Here is a 16,918-nt window from a genome sequence, read left to right on the forward strand (position 1 = left end):
ACGCCAAATGTTGCAACCTAAGCGTACGAAGTTCCGCAAGCAGATGACAGGCCACAACCGTGGTCTGGCTCAGCGCGGTAGCAAAGTCAGCTTCGGCGAGTTCGCGCTGAAGTCTGTAGCTCGTGGTCGTCTCACCGCTCGTCAGATCGAGTCAGCGCGTCGTGCTCTGACCCGTCACGTAAAACGTGGCGGCAAGATCTGGATCCGTGTATTCCCGGACAAGCCGATCTCCAAAAAACCTCTCGAGGTTCGGATGGGTAAAGGTAAGGGTAACGTGGAATACTGGGTTGCCCAGATTCAGCCAGGCAAAGTCCTGTATGAAATCGAGGGTGTTTCTGAAGAGCTGGCGCGTGAGGCTTTCGCCCTGGCTGCTGCAAAGCTGCCGCTCGCCACCTCCTTTGTTAAACGGACGGTGATGTGATGAAAGCGAATGAACTTCGTGAAAAATCCGCACAGCAGCTGAACGAGCAACTGCTCGGCCTGCTGCGCGACCAGTTCAATCTGCGTATGCAGAAAGCAACTGGCCAGTTGGGGCAGTCTCATCTGCTCTCGCAAGTTAAGCGTGACATCGCTCGCGTGAAGACTGTGCTCAACCAGCAGGCAGGTAAGTGATCATGGCTGAAGCCGAAAAGACTGTCCGTACGCTGACTGGCCGTGTTGTCAGCGACAAGATGGACAAAACCATCACCGTTTTGATCGAGCGTCGCGTTAAGCACCCGATCTACGGTAAATATGTTAAGCGTTCGACTAAGCTGCACGCGCACGACGAAACCAATCAGTGCCACATCGGCGACAAAGTCACTATTCGTGAAACTCGTCCGCTGGCCAAGACCAAGTCTTGGGCGCTGGTTGATGTTCTCGAACGCGCTGTGGAAGTCTAAGGACTAGGGGTCGGAGAAATTATATGATTCAGACTCAATCCATGCTCGATGTGGCCGATAACAGCGGCGCTCGCCGTGTTATGTGCATCAAGGTGCTGGGTGGCTCCCATCGTCGTTACGCTGGTATCGGTGACATCATCAAAGTTACCGTCAAGGAAGCAATTCCTCGCGGTAAGGTGAAAAAAGGCCAAGTGATGACTGCTGTTGTAGTCCGCACTCGTCACGGCGTACGTCGTGCTGATGGCTCCATTATCCGCTTTGATGGCAACGCTGCTGTTCTTCTGAACAACAAGCAAGAGCCGATCGGCACCCGTATCTTTGGGCCAGTGACCCGTGAACTTCGTACTGAGAAGTTCATGAAGATCGTCTCGCTCGCCCCAGAAGTGCTGTAAGGAGATCCGACATGCAAAAGATTCGTCGTGACGACGAGATCATCGTGATCGCCGGCAAAGACAAAGGTAAGCGCGGTAAGGTGCTTAAGGTTCTCGCTAATAACCGTCTGGTTATCGGTGGTCTGAACCTGGTCAAGCGTCATACCAAGCCTAACCCGATGTCGGGCGTGCAGGGCGGTATCGTCGAGAAAGAAGCTCCGCTGGACGCTTCTAACGTCGCCATCTTCAATGGCGAAACCAACAAGGCTGACCGCGTTGGTTTCAAAGTAGAAGACGGTAAGAAAATTCGTGTCTTCAAGTCGACCCAAAAAGCGGTTGATGCTTGAACACTGCTAGGTAGATTAGACCATGGCACGACTACAAGAGATTTACCGGAAGGAAATCGCCCCTAAGCTTAAGGAAGAACTTAAGCTCGGGAACGTGATGGAAGTTCCGCGCGTCACCAAAATCACCCTGAACATGGGTCTGGGCGAAGCGATCGGCGACAAAAAAGTCATCGAGCACGCTGTTGCCGACCTGGAAAAGATCACCGGTCAAAAAGTCGTTGTGACTTACGCTCGGAAATCCATCGCTGGCTTTAAAGTCCGTGAAGGTTGGCCGATCGGCGTCAAAGTGACTCTGCGCCGTGAGCGTATGTACGAATTCCTGGATCGTCTGCTGTCGATCTCCCTGCCTCGGGTCCGCGACTTCCGCGGCCTGAATGCCAAGTCCTTCGATGGTCGTGGTAACTACAGCATGGGCGTGAAAGAGCAGATCATCTTCCCGGAAATCGACTACGACAAGATCGATGCTCTCCGCGGTCTGGACATCACCCTGACCACCACTGCCAAGAACGATGATGAAGGTCGCGCCCTGTTGCGTGCTTTCAAATTCCCGTTCCGCAACTGATTGGAGTAGGACCATGGCCAAGATGAGCATGAAAAACCGCGAGCTGAAGCGTCAGCTCACGGTTGCCAAGTACGCCAAGAAGCGTGCAGCACTGAAAGCAATCATCGTTGATCTGAACGCAAGTCCAGAAGCGCGTTGGGAAGCTACAGTTGCTCTGCAGAAGCAGCCACGTGACGCAAGCGCTTCGCGCATGCGTAACCGCTGCCGCCTGACCGGTCGTCCACACGGCGTTTACCGCAAGTTCGGCCTCGGCCGTAACAAACTGCGTGAAGCGGCAATGCGTGGTGACGTACCAGGTCTGGTTAAAGCCAGCTGGTAAGTACTTTCAACGTCCAGGTGGTCGGAATCGTAAGATACTGACCGCCGGTGACCTTGAATCTGGATCAAGCCCCTTTTGGGGCTTGTTTCATTTCTGGAGTGTGTCTAAAATACGCGGCTCGCCTGAGCCCGTGTTTTTTGTGCTCGGAGATTCTCGGCGACATATATAGCCGCAAGGCTAATTTTTTTGTATTAGGAGCGTCTAGCCCATGAGTATGCAGGACCCGTTAGCGGACATGCTAACTCGTATCCGTAATGCCCAGATGGCTGAAAAGTCCGTCGTAAGCATGCCATCTTCCAAGTTGAAGGTAGCTGTTGCCAAAGTCCTGAAAGACGAAGGCTACATTGCGGGTTATCAGATCAGCAGCGAAATCAAACCACTGCTGTCCATCGAGCTGAAGTACTTCGAAGGCCGTTCGGTCATCGAGGAAGTGAAGCGCGTTAGCCGTCCAGGCCTGCGTCAGTACAAGTCCGCTGAAGATCTGCCGAAAGTTCGTGGCGGTCTGGGCGTGTCTATCGTCTCCACCAACAAAGGTGTGATGACGGATCGTGCTGCGCGCGCTGCCGGTGTCGGCGGCGAAGTTCTTTGCACTGTGTTCTAAGGGGGGATAAGCATGTCTCGCGTCGCTAAGAACCCCGTTAAGCTGCCAGCCGGTGTCGAAGTCAAATTCGCAGGCCAACAGCTTTCGGTGAAGGGTGCCAAGGGTACTCTTGAACTGAACATCCATTCGTCCGTTGAGATCGTTGAAGAAGCTGGTGAGCTGCGTTTCGCTGCTCGCAATGGCGATCAACAAACTCGCGCAATGGCCGGTACCACGCGTGCGTTGGTAAACAACATGGTCCAAGGCGTAAGCCAAGGCTTCGAGCGCAAGCTCCAGCTGGTCGGTGTTGGTTACAAAGCGCAAGCAAAAGGCACGGTTTTGAACCTTGCCCTTGGCTTCTCGCACCCAGTGGATTACGAACTGCCAGCGGGCATCACTGCTGAGACTCCTAGCCAGACCGATATCCTGATCAAGGGCATCGACAAGCAGCTGGTAGGTCAAGTGGCCGCTGAGATCCGCGACTTCCGTCCACCAGAGCCGTACAAAGGCAAAGGTGTGCGCTACGCGGACGAAGTCGTCCGTCGTAAAGAAGCCAAGAAGAAGTAGGGCATAGCAAATGACCGACAAAAAAGTTACTCGACTGCGTCGCGCTCGCAAAGCACGCCTGAAAATGCACGAACTCGAAGTCGTGCGTCTCTGCGTGTTCCGCTCGTCGCAGCACATCTACGCCCAGGTCATCTCGGCCGACGGCAACAAAGTCCTGGCAAGCGCCTCGACTTTGGATAAAGAACTGCGTGATGGTGCCACTGGCAACATCGACGCGGCCACAAAGGTTGGCCAGCTGGTCGCTACGCGTGCTAAGGCCGCTGGCGTCTCGCAAGTGGCTTTCGACCGCTCTGGCTTCAAGTACCACGGTCGCGTGAAAGCGCTGGCTGATGCTGCTCGTGAAGCTGGGCTGGAGTTCTAAGTTATGTCAAATAACGACCAAAAGCGCGACGAAGGCTACATTGAGAAGCTGGTTCAAGTTAACCGCGTAGCCAAAACCGTTAAAGGCGGCCGTATCTTCACTTTCACTGCGTTGACCGTGGTGGGTGATGGTAAAGGGCGTGTTGGCTTCGGCCGTGGCAAGTCACGTGAAGTGCCTGCCGCGATCCAGAAGGCAATGGAAGCTGCTCGTCGCAACATGATCCAAGTTGATCTGAACGGCACCACTCTGCAGTACGCAATGAAGTCCGCTCACGGCGCTTCGAAGGTGTACATGCAGCCTGCTTCTGAAGGTACCGGTATCATCGCTGGCGGCGCTATGCGTGCTGTCCTCGAAGTTGCTGGCGTTCAGAACGTTCTGGCCAAGTGCTACGGCTCGACTAACCCGGTAAACGTGGTTCACGCCACTTTCAAGGGTCTGAAAGCTATGCAATCTCCTGAGTCCATCGCTGCCAAGCGTGGTCTGACTGTCAAGGAGATCTTCTGATCATGGCTACCGTTAAAGTAACGCTGATCAAAAGCATGACCGGCCGCATCCCTAACCACAAACTGTGTGTTAAAGGTTTGGGTCTGCGTCGCATCGGTCACACTGTAGAAGTCCAGGATACTCCCGAGAATCGCGGGATGATCAACAAGGCTTACTACATGCTGCGTGTAGAGGGTTAATCGATGAAACTCAATGATCTGAGTCCAGCGCCGGGTTCCCGTCGCGAAAAGCATCGTCCGGGCCGTGGTATCGGTAGCGGTTTGGGTAAGACTGGTGGCCGTGGCCACAAAGGTCAAACCTCCCGCTCCGGTGGCACCATCGCTCCAGGCTTTGAAGGCGGTCAACAGCCGCTGCATCGTCGCCTGCCTAAGTTCGGTTTCGTATCCCTGAAAGCCATGGACCGCGCAGAAGTGCGTCTGTCCGAGCTGGCTAAAGTGGAAGGCGACATCGTTACTGTGCAGACCCTGAAAGATGCCAACGTGATCAACGTCAACGTACAGCGTGTGAAAATCATGCTGTCCGGTGAAGTGACTCGCGCTGTCACTATCGGCAAGGGAATCGGCGCCACCAAAGGTGCGCGTTCGGCTATCGAAGCAGCTGGCGGCAAGTTCGAGGAATAAATGGCTAAGCAAGGTGCTCTCTCAGCGCTCGGCAAAGGCGGTATGTCTGAACTTTGGGCTCGTCTGCGTTTTCTGTTCCTGGCGATTATCGTCTACCGAATAGGCGCACACATCCCGGTTCCAGGTATCAACCCGGACCGACTCGCAGACCTGTTTCGACAGAATGAGGGGACCATTCTTAGCTTGTTCAACATGTTTTCCGGCGGTGCGCTGGAGCGGATGAGCATCTTTGCACTGGGGATCATGCCGTACATTTCGGCGTCGATCATCATGCAACTGATGACAGCCGTCAGCCCGCAGCTGGAGCAGTTGAAGAAGGAAGGTGAAGCTGGCCGTCGCAAGATTAGCCAGTACACCCGCTACGGCACTGTAGTCCTCGCCCTGGTTCAAGCTATCGGCATGTCCGTTGGCCTGGCAGGGCAGGGCGTTGCGTTCACTGGTGACTTTGGCTTCCATTTCGTCGCGGTATCCACGTTTGTGGCTGGTGCGATGTTCATGATGTGGCTGGGTGAGCAGATTACTGAGCGTGGTGTTGGTAACGGTATCTCGATGTTGATTTTCGCAGGTATCGTCGCCGGTCTTCCGAGAGCAATCGGGCAGTCTTTCGAGTCTGCGCGTCAGGGTGATATCAATATCTTCGCCCTGGTTGCTATCGGTTTGCTGGCAGTAGCGATTATCGGTTTTGTGGTGTTCATTGAGCGTGGCCAGCGTCGTATTGCTGTTCACTACGCCAAGCGTCAGCAGGGCCGTAAGGTTTTTGCTGCGCAGACCAGCCACTTGCCGCTGAAAGTGAATATGGCCGGTGTTATTCCGGCAATTTTCGCGAGCAGCATCTTGCTGTTTCCGGCTTCGTTGGGTACCTGGTTTGGTCAGTCTGAAAATATGGGCTGGCTGCAGGACCTCTCTCAGTCGATCGCTCCTGGTCAGCCGTTGAATATTCTGCTGTTTAGTGCAGGGATTATTTTCTTCTGCTTCTTCTATACGGCGTTGATGTTCAATCCGAAAGACGTAGCGGAAAACCTGAAGAAGTCCGGTGCCTTTATTCCGGGTATCCGTCCAGGTGAGCAGTCGGCACGCTACATTGATGGCGTTCTGACTCGTTTGACCCTGTTCGGTGCTCTATATATGACGGCCGTGTGTCTGTTGCCCCAGTTCCTGGTGGTTGCAGCAAACGTTCCGTTCTACCTTGGCGGGACCTCGTTGCTGATCGTGGTCGTGGTTGTGATGGACTTCATGTCCCAAGTACAATCGCACCTCGTTTCGCACCAGTACGAATCCCTGATGAAGAAAGCCAACCTGAAGGGCTACGGCAGCGGCATGTTGCGCTGAGTACCCCATAAGGTTCGAGGAGTTGGTGATGAAAGTTCGTGCATCGGTGAAAAAGCTGTGCCGTAACTGCAAGATTATTCGCCGCGAAGGTGTTGTTCGAGTAATTTGCAGCGCGGAACCGCGTCACAAACAGCGCCAAGGCTGAGTGTGATCCGCTTGAAGCCCGGCAGCTAGTGCGCTGCCGGGTTGATTATTTGTTATTACAGCGATATTATCTCGCGCCCTATTTCTTGGCTTCCGGGGCGTAGGTAGCTGTCAATTGGAGTCCCACTGAATGGCCCGTATTGCAGGCGTTAACATTCCAGATAACAAGCACACTGTTATCTCGCTGACCTACATCTATGGTGTTGGTCGCACTACTGCGCAGAAAATTTGCGCAGTTGCTGGGGTAAACCCAGCCGCTAAGATCAAGGATCTGAGCGACGAGCAGATTGAACAGCTGCGTGGCGAAGTGGCGAAGTTCACCACTGAAGGTGACCTGCGTCGCGAAATCAACATGAAAATCAAGCGTTTGATGGACCTCGGTTGCTATCGCGGTCTGCGTCATCGTCGTGGTCTTCCAGTACGCGGTCAGCGTACCAAGACTAACGCGCGTACCCGTAAAGGTCCGCGTAAGCCGATCCGCAAGTAATCGCCCCAGCGAATCGACAGGAAAATTATCATGGCAAAACCTGCTGCTCGTCCTCGTAAAAAAGTTAAAAAGACAGTGGTTGATGGCATCGCCCACATCCATGCATCTTTTAACAACACAATCGTGACCATCACCGACCGTCAAGGTAACGCGCTTTCTTGGGCTACCTCCGGTGGTTCGGGTTTCCGCGGTTCCCGCAAGTCCACCCCGTTTGCCGCTCAAGTAGCTGCTGAACGTGCTGGTCAAGCTGCGCTGGAATACGGCCTGAAAAACCTCGACGTTAACGTCAAAGGTCCAGGTCCAGGTCGTGAGTCTGCTGTCCGTGCTTTGAACGGCTGTGGCTATAAGATCGCCAGCATCACCGACGTGACGCCAATCCCGCACAACGGGTGCCGTCCGCCGAAGAAGCGCCGCGTGTAATCCAGGAGATTGTAAAGAATGGCTCGTTACATTGGTCCAAAATGCAAACTCGCTCGTCGCGAAGGCACCGATCTCTTCCTGAAGAGCGGCGTGCGCGCGATCGAATCGAAGTGCAACATTGAAGCAGCACCTGGTATCCACGGCCAACGCCGCGGTCGCCAGTCCGATTACGGCACCCAACTGCGTGAAAAGCAGAAGGTCCGTCGTATTTACGGCGTTCTCGAGCGTCAGTTCAGCGGCTACTACAAAGAAGCTGCTGGCAAGAAAGGTGCAACCGGTGAAAACCTGCTGCAACTGCTCGAATGCCGTCTGGACAACGTTGTATACCGTATGGGCTTTGGTTCGACTCGTGCCGAATCCCGTCAGCTGGTATCGCACAAGTCGATCAGCGTTAACGGTCAGACCGTAAACGTTCCGTCTTACCAGGTTCGTGCTGGTGACGTGGTCGCAGTTCGCGAGAAAGCTAAAAACCAACTTCGCATTGTCCAAGCTCTCGATCTGTGTGCCCAACGTGGCCGCGTAGAATGGGTAGAAGTAGACACTGAGAAGAAGTCGGGCGTTTTCAAGAACGTTCCTGCTCGCAGTGATCTGTCCGCCGACATCAACGAAAGCCTGATTGTCGAGCTCTACTCCAAGTAAGGGCTAGAAAATAGGTGCATCCATGCAGATTTCGGTAAATGAGTTCCTGACACCCCGCCACATTGATGTGCAGGTTGTCAGTCCAACCCGCGCCAAAATTACTCTCGAGCCTCTCGAGCGTGGTTTTGGCCACACCCTGGGCAACGCGCTGCGCCGCATCCTGTTGTCCTCAATGCCCGGCTGTGCAGTAGTCGAGGCCGAGATTGACGGTGTGCTCCACGAGTACAGCGCCATCGAAGGTGTACAGGAAGACGTAATTGAAATCCTGTTGAACCTTAAAGGTCTGGCTATCAAGCTGCACGGCCGTGACGAAGTTACGCTGACCTTGTCGAAGAAGGGTTCGGGGGTGGTTACCGCTGCCGATATTCAGCTGGATCATGATGTCGAGATCGTTAACCCCGATCACGTAATCGCTAACCTGGCGTCTAACGGCGCCCTGAACATGAAGCTCACTGTAGCTCGTGGTCGTGGTTATGAACCGGCCGACTCGCGTCAGAGCGATGAAGACGAAAGCCGCAGCATTGGTCGCTTGCAGCTTGACTCTTCGTTCAGCCCGGTTCGCCGTATCGCATACGTGGTGGAAAACGCCCGTGTCGAGCAGCGTACTAACCTGGACAAGCTGGTTATTGATCTGGAAACCAACGGTACCCTGGATCCTGAAGAGGCTATCCGCCGCGCTGCAACCATTCTGCAACAGCAGTTGGCTGCGTTCGTCGACCTCAAAGGTGACAGCGAACCAGTGGTAATCGAGCAGGAAGACGAGATCGATCCGATCCTGCTTCGCCCGGTTGACGATCTGGAACTGACTGTACGTTCGGCTAACTGCCTTAAGGCGGAAAACATTTACTACATCGGCGACCTGATTCAGCGTACCGAAGTAGAACTGTTGAAGACTCCGAACCTGGGCAAGAAATCCTTGACTGAAATCAAGGACGTTCTGGCCTCCCGCGGTCTGTCCCTCGGCATGCGCCTCGACAACTGGCCGCCTGCAAGTCTTAAGAAGGACGACAAGGCGACTGCCTGATCGTCGTAATCACCGAACGTGAGTTTGGTAAGGAATGAACCATGCGTCATCGTAAAAGTGGTCGTCACCTGAGCCGTACCAGCTCGCACCGCAAGGCCATGTTCCAAAACATGGCGGTGTCGCTGTTCGAGCACGAGCTGATCAAAACTACACTGCCGAAAGCTAAAGAACTGCGTCGCGTTGCTGAGCCGCTGATCACTTTGGCCAAGACAGACAGCCTGGCTAACCGCCGTCTGGCTTTCGACCGTACTCGTTCGAAAGCTATCGTTGGTAAGCTCTTCAACGACCTGGGCAAGCGTTACGCTACCCGTGAGGGTGGCTACCTGCGCATCCTCAAGTGCGGTTTCCGCGCTGGCGACAACGCGCCTATGGCGTACGTCGAGTTGGTTGATCGTGCTACTGCCGGCGAAGCTGTAAGCGCCGAGTAAGACGACAAGCTGCAACAAAAAACCGGGCCTCGCGCCCGGTTTTTTGTGCGCGTAACAAAAGCGCAACTTATACAAGCTTCCATAGACAGTGCGCTCCACTATAGCGAGCGGAGTCTTGTTAGTTATTTTCTATCGACGCATACGATTTAATGAATTTGTAGGCGTAGTGTTGATGATCAATACTCCCTCCAAGCCGCTTAGCCGGCAGTTCAAAGTCCGACCTGAGGAAGATTGCGCATGAGCCAGAATAAAGTCCTTACCACCGCCAGCGGGGCTCCTGTTGCGGATAACCAGAACTCCCGTTCCGCAGGCCCTCGTGGCCCGTTGTTGCTCGACGATTTCCATCTGATCGAGAAGCTCGCTCACTTCAACCGTGAAAACATTCCTGAGCGGCGCGTGCATGCCAAAGGATCGGGTGCCTACGGTACGTTCACCGTTACCCAAGACATCACCCAGTACACCAGTGCCAAGCTGTTCGAATCTGTTGGCAAGCAAACGCCTACATTCCTGCGATTCTCCACTGTGGGTGGTGAGCGCGGGTCTGCTGACACTGAGCGTGATCCACGTGGTTTTGCCCTGAAGTTCTATACCGAAGAGGGCAACTGGGACATCGTGGGCAACAACACCCCTGTGTTCTTCATCCGGGATCCGCTGAAATTCCCGGACTTTATCCACACCCAGAAACGCCTGCCGCAGAGCAACCTGAAAAGCGCGCAGATGATGTGGGACTTCTGGTCGCACTCTCCAGAGGCGCTGCATCAGGTCACCATTCTGTTTTCGGACCGTGGCATTCCAGACGGCTATCGCCACATGCACGGCTTCGGCAGTCACACGTACAGTCTGATCAACGCCAAGGGCGAACGCCACTGGGTGAAGTGGCACTACAAGACCAAGCAAGGCATTAAGAACCTGGCCCCGGCCGAGGCTGCACGCCTGGCGGGTACCGACCCTGACTATGCCCAGCGTGATCTGTTTGGTGCTATCGAGCGCGGTGATTTTCCGAAATGGCGCGTCTGCATCCAGATCATGACTGAGGCTCAAGCAAACGCTCATTATGAGAACCCGTTTGACGTGACCAAGACCTGGTCGCAAAAAGAGTTCCCGCTGATCGAAGTGGGCGAGCTTGAGCTCAACCGTAATCCGCAGAACTACTTCGCTGAAGTGGAGCAGGCTGCATTTGGTCCGAGCAACATGGTTCCAGGCGTTGGCCTGTCACCCGATCGTATGTTGCAAGGTCGAGTGTTTGCCTACGCAGATGCCCACCGCTACCGTGTCGGCACTAACCACCAGCAACTGCCCGTAAACGCGCCGCGCAACCCGGTTAACAGTTACCAGCGTGACGGTTCTATGGCCTTCGGCAGTAATGGCGGTGCGGCTCCCAACTACGAGCCAAACAGCTATGCCGATGCGCCCAAGCAAGCCCCGCAGTACGCAGAGCCGGCACTGGCCCTGAGCGGCGCTGCTGATCGTTACGATCACCGCGAAGATACGGACTACTACAGCCATGCGGGCGCGCTGTTCCGCTTGATGAATGATGAGCAGAAAGCCCTGCTGACCAATAACATTGCCGGTGCGATGGCTAGCGTTTCCAGCGATGTGGTCCAGCGTCAATTGCAGCACTTCTACAAGGCCGACCCGGCTTATGGAGAAGCAATCGCAAAGGCACTGGGTGTATCGCTTAACTGACTCTAAACGATAAGCAGAACCGCCCTCATTTGGGCGGTTTTTGCGTTATTTCAGCTACTTTTCTACGGAAATCTTCACTTTTCTGCCGTTGATCCCGTGACCTTCAAGTCATCATGGTTCAAACTACAGTCTTTCAAGCAGGGAGATGTAGGGCGATGCAAGGTCACCCCGACGTAATCGATTACCTCAACACGTTGCTGACGGGCGAACTGGCAGCTCGTGACCAATATTTCATCCATTCGCGCATGTACGAAGACTGGGGCTTTACCGAGCTCTACGAGCGTATCAACCATGAGATGGAAGAAGAGGCACAGCACGCCGACGCACTGATGCGCCGTATCCTGATGCTCGAAGGCACGCCGCGTATGCGTCCTGATGATCTCGATGTGGGGACCACGGTACCGGACATGCTCGCTGCCGACCTTCGCCTCGAGTACAAAGTTCGTGCTGCGCTCTGCAAGGGCATCGAACTTTGCGAGCTGCACAACGACTACGTCACCCGGGAAATTCTGCGCGTGCAGTTGGCCGACACCGAAGAAGATCACACCTACTGGTTGGAAAAACAGTTGGGCCTGATCAAGTTGATTGGCCTGGAGAATTACCTGCAATCGCAGTTCTGATTCCCAGCTGTAAAAAAGCCCCCGTCACCGCAAAGTGACAGGGGCTTTTTATTGGGCTAGAAAAAGTCAGGCCCGGTCGCGCGCCAGCAACGGTTTCAAGTAGTAACCGGTGTGCGACTGTGGCATTTCGCAAACTTGCTCCGGCGTACCCACTGCGATGATCTGGCCACCCTTGGAACCACCTTCCGGCCCAAGGTCCACCAGCCAGTCAGCGGTCTTGATCACATCAAGGTTGTGCTCGATTACCACCACGGTATTGCCGTGGTCTCGCAGGCGGTGCAGCACGTCCAGCAATTGCTGGATATCCGCGAAGTGCAGACCGGTGGTCGGTTCATCGAGGATGTACAAGGTTTTGCCGGTATCGCGCTTGGACAGCTCGCGAGACAGCTTGACCCGTTGTGCCTCGCCACCTGACAGCGTAGTCGCCGATTGCCCCAGCTTGATGTACGACAAGCCCACATCCATCAGCGTTTGCAGCTTGCGCGCCAACGCCGGCACCGCGTCGAAGAACTCGCGAGCTTCCTCGATGGTCATCTCCAGGGTTTCATGGATGCTCTTGCCCTTGTACTTGATCTCAAGGGTTTCGCGGTTGTAGCGCTTGCTTTTGCACACGTCGCACGGCACGTAGATGTCCGGCAGAAAATGCATCTCCACCTTGATCAAGCCATCGCCCTGGCAGGCCTCACAGCGCCCGCCCTTGACGTTGAACGAGAACCGCCCAGGTCCATAGCCGCGCGAGCGGGACTCGGGTACACCCGCGAACAGCTCGCGGATCGGCGTAAACAGCCCGGTGTAGGTGGCCGGGTTGGAGCGTGGGGTACGCCCAATCGGGCTTTGGTCGATATCGACCACCTTGTCCAGGTGCTCCAGGCCCTTGATGCTGTCGTGCGCCGCCGCTTCCAGGGTGGTCGCGCCGTTCAGCGCGGTGGCACTGAGTGGGAACAGCGTGTTGTTGATCAGCGTCGACTTGCCCGAACCGGAAACACCGGTCACACAGGTCAGCAGGCCCAGCGGAATCTCCAGGTCGACATTGCGCAGGTTGTTGCCGCGCGCGCCCTTGAGATGCAGTGCCATCTTTTTGTTACGCGGCGTACGCTTGGCGGGCACTTCGATCTTCACCCGGCCAGACAGGTACTTGCCGGTCAACGAATCAGGATGCGCCATCACTTCGGCAGGCGTGCCCTCGGCAACGATATGTCCGCCATGCACACCTGCACCCGGGCCGATATCGACCACGTAGTCCGCCAGGCGGATGGCATCTTCATCGTGTTCGACCACAATCACGGTATTGCCGATGTCCCGCAGGTGTTTCAACGTGCCGAGCAGGCGATCGTTGTCCCGTTGGTGCAAGCCAATCGACGGTTCGTCGAGGATATACAGCACGCCAACAAGGCCCGCACCGATCTGGCTGGCCAGCCGGATCCGCTGTGCTTCACCGCCCGACAAGGTATCGGCGCTGCGGTCCAGTGACAGGTAGTCCAGGCCAACATTGACCAGGAACTGCAGGCGCTCGCGAATTTCCTTGAGGATCTTGTCGGCAATTTCCCCACGACGCCCGGTGAGCTTGAGGACACCAAAATATTCACACGCATCGCCGATTGGCAGGTTAGTCACTGCCGGCAACGTTTTTTCGCCCACCCACACATGCCGCGCTTCACGGCGCAGGCGTGTGCCACGGCAATCCGGGCAAGGCTGTGTGCTGAGGAACTTTGCCAGTTCTTCACGCACACTTGCCGATTCGGTCTCGCGGTAGCGACGTTCCAGGTTCGGCACGATGCCTTCGAACGGGTGGGAGCGCTTGACGATGTCGCCACGGTCGTTCAGGTACTTGAAGTCGACATTCTGCGAGCCGCTGCCATGCAGAATGACCTTCTGCTGGTCTGCCGGCAGCTGGTTGAACGGCACTTCCAGGCTGAACTTGTAGTGCGAGGCCAATGACCCGAGCATCTGGAAATAGTAGACGTTACGCCGGTCCCAGCCGCGTATCGCCCCCTCGGCCAGGGTCAGGTCGCCATTGACCAGGCGCTTGATATCGAAGAACTGCTTCACGCCCAGGCCATCGCACGTCGGGCAGGCGCCGGCTGGGTTGTTGAAGGAAAACAGCTTGGGCTCCAGTTCGCTGATGGCGTGCCCACAGATTGGGCAGGCGAAGCGCGCGGAGAAGATGATCTCTTCGCCCGGCTCGTCATCCATCGGCGCCACCAGGGCAATGCCGTCGGCCAGCTTCAGCGCGGTCTCGAACGATTCCGCCAAACGCTGCTGCAGGTCGGCGCGTACCTTGAAGCGGTCGACCACCACATCAATGGAATGCTTTTTCTGCTTGTCGAGTTTGGGCGCTTCATCCAGCTCATAGAGCTTGCCGTTGATGCGCGCACGTACAAAACCCTGGGCGCGCAGCTCTTCGAAGACCGAAAGGTGCTCGCCCTTGCGCTCGCGGATGACGGGCGCCAGCAGCATCAGCTTGGCGCCTTCCGGCTGGGCCAGTACCAGGTCGACCATCTGGCTGACGGTCTGGGCTTCCAGGGGAATATCGTGGTCCGGGCAGCGCGGAATACCCACGCGCGCATACAGCAGGCGCAGGTAGTCGTAGATTTCGGTAATGGTGCCCACGGTGGAACGCGGGTTGTGGGAGGTCGACTTCTGCTCGATGGAAATGGCCGGCGACAAGCCTTCGATGGTGTCGACGTCGGGCTTTTCCATCATCGACAGGAATTGCCGGGCATAGGCCGACAGGGATTCCACATAGCGACGCTGACCTTCGGCATATAGCGTGTCGAACGCCAGGGACGACTTGCCGGAGCCGGACAAGCCGGTGATGACGATCAGTTTGTCCCGGGGCAGGGTCAGGTCGATGTTCTTCAGGTTGTGGGTTCTAGCCCCACGAATCAGGATCTTGTCCAAGATGGCCTCGCACGGCGGGCGTAAATAATGCCGGAGTATACGGCTAAAGACTGGATGAATATACACTGTCAAAAGGCCGCTTGCAGCCTTAGATGAAAGCTGCGCGGCAAAGCGCCGCATATACCCTCTCAATCGATGGGACTGGTAGAATCGCCGCCGGTTCACACGAGGTTTTTCCATGCACGATCCCCACAGCGAACGCATGAGTAGCGGCGAGACCCGAGCGGCAAGCGGTCTGGCCCTGGTGTTCGCCTTCCGTATGCTGGGCATGTTTATGGTGTTGCCGGTGCTGGCGACCTATGGAATGGATCTCGCAGGCGCTACCCCCGCGTTGATCGGCCTGGCGATTGGCGCCTATGGCCTGACCCAGGCGATTTTTCAGATCCCGTTCGGGATTATTTCCGACCGCATTGGCCGTCGCCCGGTGATTTATCTTGGCTTGATCGTGTTCGCCCTTGGCAGTGTGCTTGCGGCCCAGTCCGATTCAATCTGGGGCGTGATTGCCGGACGCATCCTGCAAGGCGCCGGGGCGATTTCCGCCGCGGTCATGGCCTTACTGTCGGACCTGACCCGAGAACAGCACCGCACCAAGGCCATGGCCATGATCGGCATGACCATCGGTCTGTCGTTCGCCGTGGCCATGGTGGTCGGCCCGTTGCTGACGAGCGCTTTTGGTCTGCACGGGTTGTTTCTGGCCACTGGCGGCCTGGCCCTGGTCGGGATTGTGATCGTAGCCTTTATGGTGCCGCGCTCTACCGGCACGCTGCAGCACCGAGAATCGGGCGTCGCACGTCAGGCGCTGCTGCCGACGCTCAAGCACCCGGACCTGCTGCGCCTGGATTTAGGTATCTTCGTATTACACGCAATGCTGATGTGCAGCTTCGTCGCCTTGCCCCTGGCCCTGGTGGAAAAAGCCGGCCTGCCCAAGGAGCAGCATTGGTGGGTCTACCTCACCGCGCTGCTGATTTCGTTCTTCGCCATGATCCCGTTCATCATCTATGGCGAGAAGAAACGCAAAATGAAACGAGTTTTACTCGGCGCCGTCGCGACATTGATGCTCACTGAACTATTCTTCTGGCAGTTCGGCGATAGCCTGCGGGCACTGGTCATCGGTACGGTGGTGTTTTTCACCGCGTTCAACCTGCTGGAAGCTTCGCTGCCGTCGCTGATCAGTAAAGTTTCACCGGCTGGCGGCAAGGGCACGGCGATGGGGGTGTACTCCACCAGCCAGTTCCTTGGCTCGGCGTTGGGCGGCATCATGGGTGGCTGGATGTTCCAGCATGGCGGTTTGTCGGTTGTCTTCCTCGGATGCGCCGGGCTGGCTGCACTTTGGCTGGTCTTTGCTGTTACCATGCGCGAACCTCCCTACGTCACAAGTCTGCGTTTGCCGCTATCGCCCGAGGCGATCCGCGAGGCTGGTCTGGTAGAGCGCCTGAAGGCCGTCGTAGGGGTAACGGATGCAGTCGTGGTCGCTGAAGAGGCGGCCATTTACATCAAATTGGACACCGAATTATTGGATCGCGCGACGCTCGAGCAACTGGTCAACCCAGTGCCGACAGCGCGCCCAGCCTAGGAGAACGTTATGGCCCGTGGGGTTAACAAAGTCATATTGGTCGGTACTTGCGGCCAGGATCCCGAAGTTCGCTACTTGCCTAACGGTAATGCCGTGACCAACCTGAGTCTGGCGACCAGCGAACAGTGGACCGACAAGCAGACCGGCCAGAAGGTCGAGAAAACCGAATGGCACCGCGTGTCGATGTTCGGCAAGGTCGCTGAGATTGCCGGCGAATATCTGCGCAAAGGTTCGCAGGTCTACATCGAAGGCAAACTGCAAACCCGCGAGTGGGAAAAAGACGGCATCAAGCGTTACACCACCGAAATCGTGGTCGACATGCAAGGCACCATGCAATTGCTGGGCGGCCGTCCACAGGGCGACCAACAGGGCCAGGGCGGCATGTCCAACTCGGCACCGCGTCCACAGCAGTCGCGTCCACAGCCAACCCAGCAGCCACAGCGTGAGTCGCGTCCAGCGCCACAACAGGCTGCGCCGCAACCGGCTCAGGATTTCGACAGCTTTGATGACGATATTCCGTTCTGATACTCAGCTTTTCAGAACGTAATCCAAAAA

Annotated in this window: 25 protein-coding genes; 24 read left to right on the plus strand and 1 reads right to left on the minus strand. The window is 56.1% G+C overall.

The genetic code is table 11. The features are described 5' to 3' along the window. Positions 1-7: 7 nt before the first annotated feature. The 22 genes from rplP to bfr all read left to right on the plus strand — a co-directional run bounded on the left by rplP (position 8) and on the right by bfr (position 11,889). Positions 8-421, plus strand: a complete 414-nt coding sequence (rplP, locus tag E4O98_RS24540; protein ID WP_003176421.1) for a 50S ribosomal protein L16 — start codon at positions 8-10, stop codon at positions 419-421. Continuing rightward, on the plus strand, positions 421-612 hold the full coding sequence (rpmC, locus tag E4O98_RS24545) for a 50S ribosomal protein L29 (protein WP_002555481.1): 192 nt from the start codon (positions 421-423) through the stop codon (positions 610-612). Before rplP ends, rpmC begins: the two co-directional genes overlap by 1 nt. A 2-nt stretch (positions 613-614) precedes the next feature. Next, positions 615-881, plus strand: coding sequence for a 30S ribosomal protein S17 (gene rpsQ / locus E4O98_RS24550; RefSeq protein WP_003176419.1), 267 nt, complete (start codon positions 615-617; stop codon positions 879-881). Between the two features lie 23 nt (positions 882-904). Continuing rightward, positions 905-1,273 (plus strand): 50S ribosomal protein L14, encoded by a 369-nt coding sequence (gene rplN, locus E4O98_RS24555; RefSeq protein WP_002555479.1) that lies wholly within the window; start codon positions 905-907, stop codon positions 1,271-1,273. An 11-nt stretch (positions 1,274-1,284) separates the two neighbouring features. Further along, positions 1,285-1,599, plus strand: a complete 315-nt coding sequence (rplX, locus tag E4O98_RS24560) for a 50S ribosomal protein L24 (RefSeq protein WP_003176416.1) — start codon at positions 1,285-1,287, stop codon at positions 1,597-1,599. A gap of 22 nt (positions 1,600-1,621) precedes the next feature. Next, a complete protein-coding gene (gene rplE, locus E4O98_RS24565) occupies positions 1,622-2,161 on the plus strand; it encodes a 50S ribosomal protein L5 (RefSeq protein ID WP_003194642.1) in 540 nt (179 codons plus the stop codon). A gap of 13 nt (positions 2,162-2,174) precedes the next feature. Continuing rightward, positions 2,175-2,480, plus strand: a complete 306-nt coding sequence (rpsN, locus tag E4O98_RS24570; protein WP_003176414.1) for a 30S ribosomal protein S14 — start codon at positions 2,175-2,177, stop codon at positions 2,478-2,480. A 208-nt stretch (positions 2,481-2,688) separates the two neighbouring features. Beyond that, complete coding sequence (gene rpsH / locus E4O98_RS24575; protein ID WP_003176413.1) at positions 2,689-3,081, plus strand: 30S ribosomal protein S8; 393 nt, start codon at positions 2,689-2,691, stop codon at positions 3,079-3,081. Positions 3,082-3,093: 12 nt separating this feature from the next. Further along, positions 3,094-3,627, plus strand: a complete 534-nt coding sequence (gene rplF / locus E4O98_RS24580) for a 50S ribosomal protein L6 (RefSeq protein ID WP_003194640.1) — start codon at positions 3,094-3,096, stop codon at positions 3,625-3,627. Positions 3,628-3,637: 10 nt separating this feature from the next. Continuing rightward, complete coding sequence (gene rplR, locus E4O98_RS24585) at positions 3,638-3,988, plus strand: 50S ribosomal protein L18 (protein WP_003186037.1); 351 nt, start codon at positions 3,638-3,640, stop codon at positions 3,986-3,988. Between the two features lie 3 nt (positions 3,989-3,991). After that, complete coding sequence (rpsE, locus tag E4O98_RS24590; RefSeq protein WP_003176409.1) at positions 3,992-4,492, plus strand: 30S ribosomal protein S5; 501 nt, start codon at positions 3,992-3,994, stop codon at positions 4,490-4,492. A gap of 2 nt (positions 4,493-4,494) precedes the next feature. After that, positions 4,495-4,671 (plus strand): 50S ribosomal protein L30, encoded by a 177-nt coding sequence (rpmD, locus tag E4O98_RS24595; RefSeq protein ID WP_003176408.1) that lies wholly within the window; start codon positions 4,495-4,497, stop codon positions 4,669-4,671. A 3-nt stretch (positions 4,672-4,674) separates the two neighbouring features. Continuing rightward, a complete protein-coding gene (gene rplO / locus E4O98_RS24600; protein ID WP_003176407.1) occupies positions 4,675-5,112 on the plus strand; it encodes a 50S ribosomal protein L15 in 438 nt (145 codons plus the stop codon). Beyond that, complete coding sequence (gene secY, locus E4O98_RS24605) at positions 5,113-6,441, plus strand: preprotein translocase subunit SecY (protein ID WP_003194637.1); 1,329 nt, start codon at positions 5,113-5,115, stop codon at positions 6,439-6,441. It begins immediately after the preceding gene. 28 nt (positions 6,442-6,469) lie between these two features. Further along, the gene (rpmJ, locus tag E4O98_RS24610; RefSeq protein WP_002555468.1) at positions 6,470-6,586 is read left to right on the plus strand and encodes a 50S ribosomal protein L36; all 117 of its coding nucleotides are present in this window, start codon (positions 6,470-6,472) and stop codon (positions 6,584-6,586) included. A 129-nt stretch (positions 6,587-6,715) separates the two neighbouring features. Continuing rightward, on the plus strand, positions 6,716-7,072 hold the full coding sequence (gene rpsM / locus E4O98_RS24615) for a 30S ribosomal protein S13 (protein ID WP_003194635.1): 357 nt from the start codon (positions 6,716-6,718) through the stop codon (positions 7,070-7,072). A 30-nt stretch (positions 7,073-7,102) separates the two neighbouring features. Then, positions 7,103-7,492, plus strand: coding sequence for a 30S ribosomal protein S11 (rpsK, locus tag E4O98_RS24620; RefSeq protein WP_002555466.1), 390 nt, complete (start codon positions 7,103-7,105; stop codon positions 7,490-7,492). An 18-nt stretch (positions 7,493-7,510) separates the two neighbouring features. Then, positions 7,511-8,131 carry a 30S ribosomal protein S4 gene (rpsD, locus tag E4O98_RS24625; protein WP_003176404.1) on the plus strand — a complete coding sequence of 207 codons (621 nt, stop codon included), beginning with the start codon at positions 7,511-7,513 and terminating at the stop codon, positions 8,129-8,131. A 22-nt stretch (positions 8,132-8,153) separates the two neighbouring features. Next, the gene (rpoA, locus tag E4O98_RS24630) at positions 8,154-9,155 is read left to right on the plus strand and encodes a DNA-directed RNA polymerase subunit alpha (protein ID WP_003176403.1); all 1,002 of its coding nucleotides are present in this window, start codon (positions 8,154-8,156) and stop codon (positions 9,153-9,155) included. Between the two features lie 41 nt (positions 9,156-9,196). After that, positions 9,197-9,583: a 50S ribosomal protein L17 gene (gene rplQ, locus E4O98_RS24635; protein ID WP_003176402.1), complete on the plus strand. Its 387-nt coding sequence runs from the start codon at positions 9,197-9,199 to the stop codon at positions 9,581-9,583. Positions 9,584-9,820: 237 nt separating this feature from the next. Next, positions 9,821-11,269 (plus strand): catalase, encoded by a 1,449-nt coding sequence (locus tag E4O98_RS24640; protein ID WP_078822462.1) that lies wholly within the window; start codon positions 9,821-9,823, stop codon positions 11,267-11,269. A gap of 155 nt (positions 11,270-11,424) precedes the next feature. Next, a complete protein-coding gene (gene bfr / locus E4O98_RS24645; RefSeq protein ID WP_032879213.1) occupies positions 11,425-11,889 on the plus strand; it encodes a bacterioferritin in 465 nt (154 codons plus the stop codon). 66 nt (positions 11,890-11,955) lie between these two features. On the opposite strand, the gene uvrA is transcribed toward bfr, so the two are convergent. Beyond that, on the minus strand, positions 11,956-14,790 hold the full coding sequence (gene uvrA / locus E4O98_RS24650) for an excinuclease ABC subunit UvrA (protein WP_032879214.1): 2,835 nt from the start codon (positions 14,788-14,790) through the stop codon (positions 11,956-11,958). A gap of 178 nt (positions 14,791-14,968) precedes the next feature. Between uvrA and E4O98_RS24655 the strand changes: the two genes are divergently transcribed. Both E4O98_RS24655 and E4O98_RS24660 read left to right on the plus strand, forming a co-directional pair. Beyond that, positions 14,969-16,363 carry an MFS transporter gene (locus E4O98_RS24655; protein WP_005791905.1) on the plus strand — a complete coding sequence of 465 codons (1,395 nt, stop codon included), beginning with the start codon at positions 14,969-14,971 and terminating at the stop codon, positions 16,361-16,363. A 9-nt stretch (positions 16,364-16,372) separates the two neighbouring features. Further along, positions 16,373-16,888, plus strand: a complete 516-nt coding sequence (locus E4O98_RS24660; RefSeq protein ID WP_005791904.1) for a single-stranded DNA-binding protein — start codon at positions 16,373-16,375, stop codon at positions 16,886-16,888. Positions 16,889-16,918: the final 30 nt, after the last annotated feature.

Origin of the sequence: Pseudomonas sp. W2Jun17 (assembly GCF_023127795.1) — a bacterium.
Classification (GTDB): Bacteria; Pseudomonadota; Gammaproteobacteria; order Pseudomonadales; family Pseudomonadaceae; genus Aquipseudomonas; species Aquipseudomonas synxantha_A.

Coding starts and splice junctions, on each gene's coding strand:
- rplP (WP_003176421.1), top strand. CDS start 8: ATGTTGCAACCTAAGCGTACGAAGTTCCGCAAGCAGATGACAGGCCAC.
- rpmC (WP_002555481.1), top strand. CDS start 421: ATGAAAGCGAATGAACTTCGTGAAAAATCCGCACAGCAGCTGAACGAG.
- rpsQ (WP_003176419.1), top strand. CDS start 615: ATGGCTGAAGCCGAAAAGACTGTCCGTACGCTGACTGGCCGTGTTGTC.
- rplN (WP_002555479.1), top strand. CDS start 905: ATGATTCAGACTCAATCCATGCTCGATGTGGCCGATAACAGCGGCGCT.
- rplX (WP_003176416.1), top strand. CDS start 1,285: ATGCAAAAGATTCGTCGTGACGACGAGATCATCGTGATCGCCGGCAAA.
- rplE (WP_003194642.1), top strand. CDS start 1,622: ATGGCACGACTACAAGAGATTTACCGGAAGGAAATCGCCCCTAAGCTT.
- rpsN (WP_003176414.1), top strand. CDS start 2,175: ATGGCCAAGATGAGCATGAAAAACCGCGAGCTGAAGCGTCAGCTCACG.
- rpsH (WP_003176413.1), top strand. CDS start 2,689: ATGAGTATGCAGGACCCGTTAGCGGACATGCTAACTCGTATCCGTAAT.
- rplF (WP_003194640.1), top strand. CDS start 3,094: ATGTCTCGCGTCGCTAAGAACCCCGTTAAGCTGCCAGCCGGTGTCGAA.
- rplR (WP_003186037.1), top strand. CDS start 3,638: ATGACCGACAAAAAAGTTACTCGACTGCGTCGCGCTCGCAAAGCACGC.
- rpsE (WP_003176409.1), top strand. CDS start 3,992: ATGTCAAATAACGACCAAAAGCGCGACGAAGGCTACATTGAGAAGCTG.
- rpmD (WP_003176408.1), top strand. CDS start 4,495: ATGGCTACCGTTAAAGTAACGCTGATCAAAAGCATGACCGGCCGCATC.
- rplO (WP_003176407.1), top strand. CDS start 4,675: ATGAAACTCAATGATCTGAGTCCAGCGCCGGGTTCCCGTCGCGAAAAG.
- secY (WP_003194637.1), top strand. CDS start 5,113: ATGGCTAAGCAAGGTGCTCTCTCAGCGCTCGGCAAAGGCGGTATGTCT.
- rpmJ (WP_002555468.1), top strand. CDS start 6,470: ATGAAAGTTCGTGCATCGGTGAAAAAGCTGTGCCGTAACTGCAAGATT.
- rpsM (WP_003194635.1), top strand. CDS start 6,716: ATGGCCCGTATTGCAGGCGTTAACATTCCAGATAACAAGCACACTGTT.
- rpsK (WP_002555466.1), top strand. CDS start 7,103: ATGGCAAAACCTGCTGCTCGTCCTCGTAAAAAAGTTAAAAAGACAGTG.
- rpsD (WP_003176404.1), top strand. CDS start 7,511: ATGGCTCGTTACATTGGTCCAAAATGCAAACTCGCTCGTCGCGAAGGC.
- rpoA (WP_003176403.1), top strand. CDS start 8,154: ATGCAGATTTCGGTAAATGAGTTCCTGACACCCCGCCACATTGATGTG.
- rplQ (WP_003176402.1), top strand. CDS start 9,197: ATGCGTCATCGTAAAAGTGGTCGTCACCTGAGCCGTACCAGCTCGCAC.
- E4O98_RS24640 (WP_078822462.1), top strand. CDS start 9,821: ATGAGCCAGAATAAAGTCCTTACCACCGCCAGCGGGGCTCCTGTTGCG.
- bfr (WP_032879213.1), top strand. CDS start 11,425: ATGCAAGGTCACCCCGACGTAATCGATTACCTCAACACGTTGCTGACG.
- E4O98_RS24655 (WP_005791905.1), top strand. CDS start 14,969: ATGCACGATCCCCACAGCGAACGCATGAGTAGCGGCGAGACCCGAGCG.
- E4O98_RS24660 (WP_005791904.1), top strand. CDS start 16,373: ATGGCCCGTGGGGTTAACAAAGTCATATTGGTCGGTACTTGCGGCCAG.